The following is an 8,912-nucleotide window of genomic DNA, read 5'->3' on the forward strand; positions in this document are numbered from 1 at the left end:
TCGCCGGGTTTGTCACCTGCGATGACGCGCCCGACCGCCTCCCGCCGCCCGGCGGCCGCTGCACGACGGCGGACCGGCCCCCGGGGGGCTCGCCCCCGAGGCCCGCACGGCCGGGATCGACGGACTCCGCGGACCGGCCGGCCGCGGGCGGAGAGCGCGCGCCACGACGCGCACCCACAGCGCTGGTGCCGCATCAGGCGCCGTCCGCCCTGCGTGTACGGTCGGGCCGTGAGCACCGTTCCCCAGCCGGACCTCGACGAGATCGAAGACCGTTTCGTCGGACTCGTCGAGGGCCGCCGCACCCGGGACGAAGTCGACCGCTGGGCCGCGGGGTGGGTGAAGCGGGACGAGCTGGGATGGGACGACCTTTCCTGGTGGGCGCTGGGCCTGCTGCACGGAATCGACCTTCCCGCGGGTGCGGGCCACGGCTGCTACCTCCACGACGACGCGCAGGTGCGGCTCTGGCTCGCCGAGTTGAGGGGACGGCGTCGGACGGCGCAGTGAGACCGGCCCGGCGGAGTCGGGCCGGGACGGAGGTCACGCCGACGGCTCGACCGCCGTCACCTCGAACGCCGGCGACTCGCAGGACCCGTCCCCGGCACCGAGGTCGACCACGGTGCGGGCCGTACCCAGGGGCCGCGGTGAGGGCCTGCTCGATCCGCGCGTCCGGGCGCAGGAGGTAGTCGGCGTAGCCGCCGCCGATCGTGCCGTGGTCCGCGTCCCCTGCACTGCCGTCAGCCTTGCGTCCGCTCAGGATCCGGACCCAGCCGCGCCGTCGACACCCGAACAGGTCGGGCAGCCGGCGGTGCACCGTGCCGCGGCGGCGACGGCCTGCGCGGGGACCGCCGCGGCGGCGGCGACGGCCGACGGGCCGCCACCGTGCAGGAGTTCACCGGTGTCGGAGTCGACCACCTCCCAGCCGAGGAGGTCGGCGACCCCCGTGGCCCGGGCGAGTGCGGCGTCGTGGCCGGGGCGGCCGTCGGCCGAGGAGCAGATCAGCTCGACCAGGTTGATCCGGTCGGCCACCCGGCCTTCGTGGACGGCGTGGTTCCCGGCGTCGTCGCAGGCGGCGAGGACCACGCTGAGCCAGTGGTGGCCGTCGGCGGCCAGGTAGCAGGCCGCGTCGCTCCTGCGCAGGCCGGGCGCCGCGTCCAGGTGCTCCACCAGCACGCAGGCCGGCACACCCGCGCGGTGGCGGGCGTCCGAGCGGACGCTCAGGTACCGGTACACCCCCGCATCCTCGCACCCGCCCGGCCCCCGCCCCGGCCCTGGGGGCGGGGCGGGGGCCGGGGCGGAAGGCTCAACTGCCGTCCGGGGACTTGCTGTAGCCCAGGCACTCGACGATCAGCCCGTCCCGGACCAGCGTGAGGTGGACGCGGCGCACCGTGTCGCCGGGGCCGTCGCCGTAGTGGTGGCGCCAGCGGACCGTCGCCCGTTCACCGGTGATCACCACCGCCTCCGGCTCGAACCGCCACGTGCGGTCCTCGGCGAGCGCCCGCCACAGCGCCAGGCACGCGGCGCGCCCCTCGTAGCGGGTCCCGTCGGGGGCGGGCCAGGTGGCCTCGGCCACGCAGTCCTCGGCGACCAGGTCGGCGAGCAGCGAGGCGTCGTGCTCGATGAAGGCCCGGTTGAAGCGGTGGACGACCTCGGACGTGGTGCGGAACGACATGCTGCGCCCCCCTGATCAGGCCCCGGTGCGGTCCGCCACCGGTCCGTCCGCCGGCGCACGGTCCGCCGGTGCGGCGGTCCCCGGTGCGGCGGTCCCCGGTGCGGCGGTCCCCGGTGCGGCGGTCGCCCGCTCCGCGGCGCGGCTGACCGGCTCCCATGCCGCCCAGGTCTCCATCCGGGTGCGGGCGATGTCGAACGCGAGGTCGTAGACCATGCTGCCGAGGAGCAGGCGCAGCGGCGGCCGGTCGCTGTCGACGAGTGCGAGCAGGGCGGTGGCGGCGAGCTCGGGGTCGCTGTCGACGGAGCCCTCGGCGAACTGCTTGGCGAGTTCCTCGCGCAGCGGGGCGTAGGCGTCGAGGGGGGTGGTGCTGTGCATGGCGGTGTAGAGGTCGGTCCAGTAGCCGCCGGGCTGGATGATGCTGACCTTGGCGCCGAAGGCGGCCGCCTCCGTGGCGAGGGCCTCGCTGAGGCCCTCGAGGGCGAACTTGCTGGCGCTGTAGAGGCCGGTGCTGGGGAAGCCGCCGAGGGCGGCGATGCTGGAGACCTGGACGAGGTGGCCGGCGCCCTGGCGGCGCAGGACGGGCATGACGGCCTGGCTGATCCACAGTGCGCCGAAGAAGTTGATGTCGAGTTGGGCCCGGGCCTCGGCCTCGGTGAACTCCTCGACCATGCCCATGGAGAGCATTCCGGCGTTGTTGACGACGATGTCGAGCCGTCCGTAGTGGTCGGCGGCGGCGGTGACGGCGGCGAACGCCGCGGCGCGGTCGGTCAGGTCCGCCTGCAGGGGCAGGACGCGGCCGGGGTGGGCGGCGGCGAGCTCCTCGAGCGGGGCGAGGGTGCGGGCGACGAGGGCGACGCGGTCGCCGGCGGCGAGCGCGGCGCGGGCGAAGGCGTGGCCGAGGCCGCGGCTGGCACCGGTGATGAGCCAGATGCGGCCGGTGGTGCCGGCGGGGGCCTCGGCGGCGGTGTCGGCGGTGTGCACGGGTGGTGCGCTCCTGTCCTGGATCGGGCGGGCATGGGCGGGCGTGGGGCGGTGAAGTCCCGGGCCCGCGGCCGGGCTTGGTCCGCGGTCGCCGGGTGTCGGCCCTACCGTCGATCTTCCGGCCACCCGCAGTGATCATCAAGGCCGAAGATCCGTAGGATCCCATCACTCAGGCTTATGACGGGAGGCCGCCGGCCCATGGAGATACGCGACATCGAGGTCTTTCTGACCCTGGCCGAGGAGCTGCACTTCGGCCGGGCCGCCGCCAGACTGCACCTCACCCAGGCGCGTGTCAGCCAGGTGATCGGCCGTCAGGAGAGACAGCTCGGTGGCCTGCTGTTCGACCGCTCCAACCGCCGCCAGGTCCGGTTGACGCCGCTGGGCCACCAGCTGCGCGCCGATCTGCAACCGGTCTACGCGGATCTGCGCGCGAGCCTGGAGCGGGCCCGGCTGGCCGTGCGCGGCAAGACGGAGCGGCTGCGCGTGGGCATGCTGCCCTTCAACGTGCCCGACCTGCACGGCTACTGGCGGGCCTTCCGCTCCCGCCATCCGCAGTGGGAGCTGCAGCTGCGCCGGGCGCCGTTCATCGACCCGTTCGCCCGGCTGCGCGAGGGCGACATGGACGTGCTGGTCTCCTGGCTGCCGGTGGAGGAGTCCGATCTCACGGTCGGTCCGGTCCTGCTGCGCGACCGCCGCGTCCTGGCCGTCGCCGCCGACCACGAACTCGCCGGCCGCGACTGCGTCCCCTTCGAGGCGCTGGCCGACTTCGCCCACGCCACCGCCCCCGACATGCCCGACTACTGGGAGGACGGCTACCTGTCCTTCCACACGCCGCGGGGCCGGACGATCGAGCGCATCGAGCCGGTCACCGGCCCGGACGAGCTGATCCACCTGGTCGGCACCGGGGAGATCGTCCACCCCTTCCCGGCGCACGTCACCCGCCACTGGTCGATGTCCGACGTGCTCTGGCTGCCGGTGCCCGACATGGGGACGCTCTCGTACGCGCTGGTGTGGCGCAGCGACGCCGAGAACGACCTGGTCCGGGCGCTCGCCGGGACGGTGCGCGAGATCGGCGCGCTGGAGCTCTGACGGCGGTGCTTCCGACGCCGGCGGACGCCGGGCGGGCGGGTTGTCGGCGCCGGACCGACGCCGGGCGGGCGGGTAGCCGCCCGCCGGTTTGACGCCGGGCGGCGCGGCCCGGCCCGCCCGGCGTCCGGACCGGTCAGTAGAACCAGACCGAGAGGCGGGCCGTGTTGGGGGCGACGTCGCAGAAGTAGCTGACGGCCTCCCCGCGGGTCACGTAGGCGCGGCCGGCGGCCTCGCAGGCGGCGCCGCTCGGGTACATGCCGATGTAGGTGTATCCGGTGGTCCTCGTGGTGGACGCCTGGGCGGCGGGGGCGGCCATCAGGCCGCCCGCGACGGTGAGCAGTCCGGCCAGGGCCATGGTGGAAACCGCTTTGCGCAGTGCCATGTCGGTGTCTTCCTCCCTCTGACGAGAACGCCGGGGTCCGCTCCCGGCGTTGCGGCTGTGAGCCTTCCGGAATCCCGGATTCGAGGCAATGGTCGAGACCAATTTGGCAGGAAACAGTCGATCACCGGAGTCGGAGGCGGTCGGACGCTCCGCCACATCCACCTCCCACCAGGGGAGTTGAGAGCACTGACCCAGGCTCCCCTGGTGGTCTGGACCACCAGATTCGATGGCGTCAAGCGGCGTGGCCCACCCGCTTCGACGGACCGGGCGTTCACCTCCGCACCGGCCGCCGCCCGGCCGCGCCGGCCCGCCGGGCCGGGCCCGAATCGGCCGGACGATCACTTGCCAGCGCAGCCCGCGGGATGCAACCACCCACCGACCACCTGCCGGTCACCCCCGATCACCCCCGGACCGGTCACCGCCGTCCGCCGCCCCCCCCCGGCTCCCGGCCCGGTCGCGTACGCCAGCGGCGGCGCGATCGCCTGCACGTCCGCCCCCTCGCCGACCCACAGCGCGATGAACAGCGCGGCCGTCGCCTCCAGGAGCGCAGCCCGTTCGAGGCCGCCGCCGGAGACGGGTTCGCAGCCCGCGTCCACGACCAGCTCGCGCACGCACGCCAGGGCCGCCTCGTCGTCCCCGCACAGCGGCACGGCCAGCCGCCGGCCGTCGAACACCGGCGGCCGCATCCGCCAGACGTCCTCGTGGCAGAGGTTGAAGGCCTTGACGACGCGGGCGTGCGGCGCCGCCGCGGCCAGCCGCTGCGCGGCCGAGGGGCCGCCCTGCGTCAGCAGGCGAAAGCCCGGCCCGACCGGGTTGGCGCAGTCGATCAGCACCCGGCCCGCCAGCTCCGGGCTCAGCTCCCGCACCACCTCGGCCCCCGCCCCGAAGGGCAGTGCGGCCAGCACCGCCTCGCCGCAGGCCGCCGCCTCGCGCAGACCGGCCGCCCGCGCGCCGTGGCCGATGCGGGCGGCGAGCCTTTCGGCCCGCTGCGCGTCCCGCCCGCCGATGGTCACCCGGTGCCTGGCGCGCGCCCAGTGGGTGGCGAGCGCGTCGGCCATGTTGCCGGTTCCCAGTACGCCGATCTCCATCGCGTGTGTCCTCTTCTCCCGTGCCGGCCGGGGCCGTTGGCCCGGTCCGGCGCCGACCGTCCGTTCCACGCTAGGAGGCCGGTCGGGCACCATCTGGTACGTGACCGATGCCTTCCTCGCCGACTGCCGCGCCCGCCTCGCCTTCGACCTGCTCTCCAACACCTGGAACGCCGTACTGCTGTGGGCGCTGCGCGACGGCCCGGCCCGCCCGGTCGAGCTGCGGGCGCGGATCGGGGGGATCAGTTCCAAGGTCCTCACCGAGACCCTGCGGCGGCTGGAGTTCAACGGGCTGGTCGAGCGGCGCCCGCACCCGGGCGCGCCGCCCCGGGTCGAGTACGGGCTCACCGGGCTGGGGCGCACGCTGCTGGCCCCGATCGACGCGTTCGGCGCCTGGGCCTTCGAGCACGGCGACGAGGTGATGGCCGCCCAGGAGGCCGCCCGCGCCCCGCGGTCCGCTCCCCCGGCCCCTGCCCCTGCCCCGGCCGGCTGAGCCGGGCGGCTGACCCGCGCCCCCGGGGCTGCCGATAAAGCCCTCGCCGCCGCTGCCGCGCCCGGCATATCGTCGGGCCCGGTTTTCACGGTTCGGCGAGAGGACGACGTGCGGTTCGACCCGTCCGTGCTCGGCGGCGCCCTGGTCGACCTGACCCTGCGCGAGGGCCCGGCCGACCGGCCGCCGTCGGCCGCCCGCGCGGTCCGGGAGGCGTACGGGGGGCGCCGCGGCCGAGCGCAACGCGCGGGCGCGCTCGCCCCCCGGCGGGCGGCAGGAGTGGCCGCGGCTGACCTCGCCCGTTCCCGGCCCGCCCGCGGGCAGCGCCTGCCACCTGAAGGGCCGGTTCGTCGCGGACGTCGCCGCCCTCAAGTGCGCGCTCGGCGAGGCCGTCGCGGGCCCGGCCCGGCCGCCTCGACGCCCCGGTCTGCCGCAGGACGGACATCCGCCAGGGCGGACCCGCGCCCCGCCGCAGGAGCACTAGTGCACCTCGCCGCGCCGCCCCCGTGCCGGGCGCGGCCGCGACCTGCGGGAAGGCCCCGCCGGTAGCCGCCGGGGCCGCCGTGGGCTCCCCCGGCGGCCGCCCAACCGCCCTAGTGCACTAGTGCATCAATTCCAAAAACCCGCACTACAGGGCTTGTTGAGCCCGACGCGTACGCCGTACATTCCGAGGCATGGAGAACACCGACATCCTCATCTCCGGCGCCGGCATCGCCGGCCCCGCCCTCGCCTACTGGCTGCGCCGCCACGGCTTCACCCCCACCGTCGTCGAGCGCGCCCCCGCCCCCCGCCCCGGCGGGCAGGCCGTCGACCTGCGCGGCGCCGGGCGCACCGTCGTCGAACGGATGGGCCTGCTGGACCAGGCCCGCGCCCTGAGCGTCGACCAGCGCGGCCTCGGCCTGGTCGACCGCCGCGGCCGGCTCACCGCCCGCATGCCCGTCGAACTCTTCGAGGGCGAGGGCATCGTCTCCGAGATCGAGATCCTGCGCGGCGACCTCGCCGACCTCCTGCACCGGGCCACCGCCGACGACGTCGAGTACCGCTACGGCGACACCGTCACCGCGCTCGCCGAGGACGCCGACGGCGTCACCGTCACCTTCGAGAACGCCCCCGCCCGCCGCTTCTCCCTGGTCATCGGCGCCGACGGCCTGCACTCCGTCGTGCGCCGCCTCGCCTTCGGCCCCGGGGGCGACCACTACCGCCCGCTCGGCGGCTACCACGCCTGGTTCACCGTCCGGGACCCGCGGATCGACCTCGACGGCTGGTTCCTGATGTACAACGCCCCCGGCGGCCTGGTCGCCGGCGCCCGCCCCGGCCGGCTGCCCGGCGAGGTCAAGGCCTCCCTCGGCTTCCGCTGCGCCCCGCTGGTCCACGACCGCCACGACACCGCCGCCCAGCAGCGCCTGCTCACCGAACGCTTCGCCGGTGCCGGCTGGGAGGTCGACCGGCTGCTGGCCGGCATGCGCGAGGCCGACGACTTCGCCTTCGACTCCTTCGGCCAGATCCACCTCGAGCGCTACAGCCGCGGCCGCGTCGCCCTGCTCGGCGACGCCGGGTACAGCCCCAGCCCCCTCACCGGCCTCGGCACCAGCCTCGGCCTCGTCGGCGCCTACCTGCTCGCCGGCGAGCTCGCCTCAGCCCGCGGCGACCACCGCACCGCCTACGCCCGCTACGAGGACCTGATGCGCCCCTACGTCACCCGCGCCCAGGAGCTGCCGCCCGGCGGCCTCCACGGCTACGCACCCGACAGCGCCCTGATGATCCGCCTGCGCGCCGCCTCCATGCGCTGGATGGGCCGCTGGCCGCTGCGCGCGATCATGGCCGCCCAGTTCGCCAAGGCCGGCGACATCGACCTGCCCGACTACACCCCCGCCCACGCCTGAACCCCGGGCCGGACGCCCGCACCCGGACCCACCAGGACCCACCGGAACCCGCCCGCACGCCCGCCCCGCACCCCGCCGACTTGCACCTCACGCGGCGTCAGGAGGAATCCTCGTGCCATGCCCACCGAACAGACCTGGAAGGTCGGCCCGCTCGCCGAGGCGAGCGGCCTGACCGTACGCACCCTGCACCACTGGGACCAGATCGGCCTGCTCCAGCCGTCCCGCCGCACCTCCTCCGGGCACCGCTCCTACACCGAGCAGGACGTCGTCCGCCTCTACCAGATCCTCGCCCTGCGCCGCCTGGGCCTGGGCCTGGACACCATCGGCACCTGCCTGGACGCCGGCGTCGACCCCGTGCGGCTGGTGCGCGAACACCTCACCGCCACCGAGACCGCCCTCGCCCACCTGCAGGACCTGCACGAGCGCCTCGCCCACCTGCACACCGAACTCACCGCCGAACGCCGCCCCGACACCGCCGCCCTGCTGCGCCTGCTCCAGGCCATCGGCGCCACCGGCCCCTCCACCGGCCCCGGCGCCGAACAGGCCCTGCGCCGCCACCTCGACGACGACCAGCTGCAGGCCCTGCGGGACCACGCCGCCGCACTCGGCCCGGCCACCCACTACCTGCTGGAGGTCGAGTGGCCCCAGCTCTACCGGCGCGCCGAAGCCCTGCGCACCGCCGGAGCCCCGCCCACCGACCCGCGGGTGCGGCGCATCGCCGACCGCCTCGACGAACTCGGCCGTCTCTTCAGCGGCGGCGACGCCACCCTGTCCACCGCGGTGCGCACCGCCTGGCGCGAGGACCCGGCCGCCCTCTCCGGCACCCCCGACGCCCCCGCCGGCGAGTGGGCGCAGCTGGGCGAGTTCCTCGACCAGGCCCGCAGGGCCCGATGAGCGCCGCACCGCGGCCGTCGGCCGCCGCACCCGACCGTCTCCCGCCCCGCGGCGTCACCTCCCGCGGCGTCATGCCGAGCGGTGTGCGCCTGCGCGTCGCCCTGCTGTCCGCGCTGCCCGTGCTCGGGCTGTGCGCGCTGGTCCTGACCCCGCTGGCGTGGGCCGGCCTGCTGCCGTGGGCGGTGCCGCCCTCGGTGCTGGTGGCCGCGGGGGTGCAGGCCTGCGTCGTCCACCTGCGTCTGGGCCGGCGCGCCCCGGGGGCCTGAGCGCGCTGAGCGCCGTGGGCACTCCGGGAGCCTGGACACCGCCGCGCGGCCCGTACGGGGGCGGGCCGCGCGGCGGTGCACCCGGACCCGCCCCGGGCCCCGCCCGGCCCCGGGGCCGCGCTCGCCCGGACAGGCGGGTTCCGTTGGCGGCCCGCCGGGGGCGCCGGTATGCC

At 76.1% G+C, this 8,912-nt stretch carries 11 protein-coding genes; 6 read left to right on the forward strand and 5 right to left on the reverse strand.

The genetic code is table 11. The features are described 5' to 3' along the window. The first annotated feature begins 228 nt into the window (after nt 1–228). Nucleotides 229–504, forward strand: coding sequence for a hypothetical protein (locus ACFYUY_RS22170; protein ID WP_387902744.1), 276 nt, complete (start codon nt 229–231; stop codon nt 502–504). Between the two features lie 246 nt (nt 505–750). Here the strand turns inward: ACFYUY_RS22170 and ACFYUY_RS22175 are convergent, their stop codons facing one another. The 3 genes from ACFYUY_RS22175 to ACFYUY_RS22185 form a co-directional block, all read right to left on the reverse strand. Further along, nucleotides 751–1,230 carry a hypothetical protein gene (locus tag ACFYUY_RS22175; RefSeq protein ID WP_387902747.1) on the reverse strand — a complete coding sequence of 160 codons (480 nt, stop codon included), beginning with the start codon at nt 1,228–1,230 and terminating at the stop codon, nt 751–753. A 70-nt stretch (nt 1,231–1,300) separates the two neighbouring features. After that, nucleotides 1,301–1,669, reverse strand: a complete 369-nt coding sequence (locus ACFYUY_RS22180; protein WP_387902750.1) for a nuclear transport factor 2 family protein — start codon at nt 1,667–1,669, stop codon at nt 1,301–1,303. 15 nt (nt 1,670–1,684) lie between these two features. Beyond that, entirely contained in the window at nt 1,685–2,650 is a 966-nt protein-coding gene (locus tag ACFYUY_RS22185; RefSeq protein WP_387902752.1) for an SDR family NAD(P)-dependent oxidoreductase, read from the reverse strand. 198 nt (nt 2,651–2,848) lie between these two features. Here ACFYUY_RS22185 and ACFYUY_RS22190 point away from each other — a divergent pair, with 198 nt between their 5' ends. Further along, a complete protein-coding gene (locus tag ACFYUY_RS22190; protein ID WP_360207038.1) occupies nt 2,849–3,739 on the forward strand; it encodes a LysR family transcriptional regulator in 891 nt (296 codons plus the stop codon). Nucleotides 3,740–3,872: 133 nt separating this feature from the next. On the opposite strand, the gene ACFYUY_RS22195 is transcribed toward ACFYUY_RS22190, so the two are convergent. Continuing rightward, on the reverse strand, nt 3,873–4,121 hold the full coding sequence (locus tag ACFYUY_RS22195; protein ID WP_360207035.1) for a hypothetical protein: 249 nt from the start codon (nt 4,119–4,121) through the stop codon (nt 3,873–3,875). 338 nt (nt 4,122–4,459) lie between these two features. After that, nucleotides 4,460–5,209, reverse strand: a complete 750-nt coding sequence (locus tag ACFYUY_RS22200) for an NADPH-dependent F420 reductase (protein WP_387902755.1) — start codon at nt 5,207–5,209, stop codon at nt 4,460–4,462. A 100-nt stretch (nt 5,210–5,309) separates the two neighbouring features. On the opposite strand from ACFYUY_RS22200, the gene ACFYUY_RS22205 reads away from it, so the two are divergent. The 4 genes from ACFYUY_RS22205 to ACFYUY_RS22220 all read left to right on the forward strand — a co-directional run bounded on the left by ACFYUY_RS22205 (nt 5,310) and on the right by ACFYUY_RS22220 (nt 8,739). Next, nucleotides 5,310–5,699 (forward strand): helix-turn-helix domain-containing protein, encoded by a 390-nt coding sequence (locus ACFYUY_RS22205; RefSeq protein ID WP_360207030.1) that lies wholly within the window; start codon nt 5,310–5,312, stop codon nt 5,697–5,699. A 671-nt stretch (nt 5,700–6,370) separates the two neighbouring features. Continuing rightward, nucleotides 6,371–7,579, forward strand: a complete 1,209-nt coding sequence (locus ACFYUY_RS22210; protein WP_387902758.1) for an FAD-dependent monooxygenase — start codon at nt 6,371–6,373, stop codon at nt 7,577–7,579. 117 nt (nt 7,580–7,696) lie between these two features. Continuing rightward, nucleotides 7,697–8,473, forward strand: a complete 777-nt coding sequence (locus ACFYUY_RS22215; RefSeq protein ID WP_387902761.1) for a MerR family transcriptional regulator — start codon at nt 7,697–7,699, stop codon at nt 8,471–8,473. After that, nucleotides 8,470–8,739, forward strand: coding sequence for a hypothetical protein (locus ACFYUY_RS22220; protein ID WP_387902763.1), 270 nt, complete (start codon nt 8,470–8,472; stop codon nt 8,737–8,739). The genes ACFYUY_RS22215 and ACFYUY_RS22220 overlap by 4 nt, the downstream gene beginning before the upstream one ends. The last annotated feature ends 173 nt before the right edge of the window (nt 8,740–8,912 follow it).

Source organism: Kitasatospora sp. NPDC004745, assembly GCF_042873275.1.
GTDB lineage: Bacteria > Actinomycetota > Actinomycetes > Streptomycetales > Streptomycetaceae > Kitasatospora.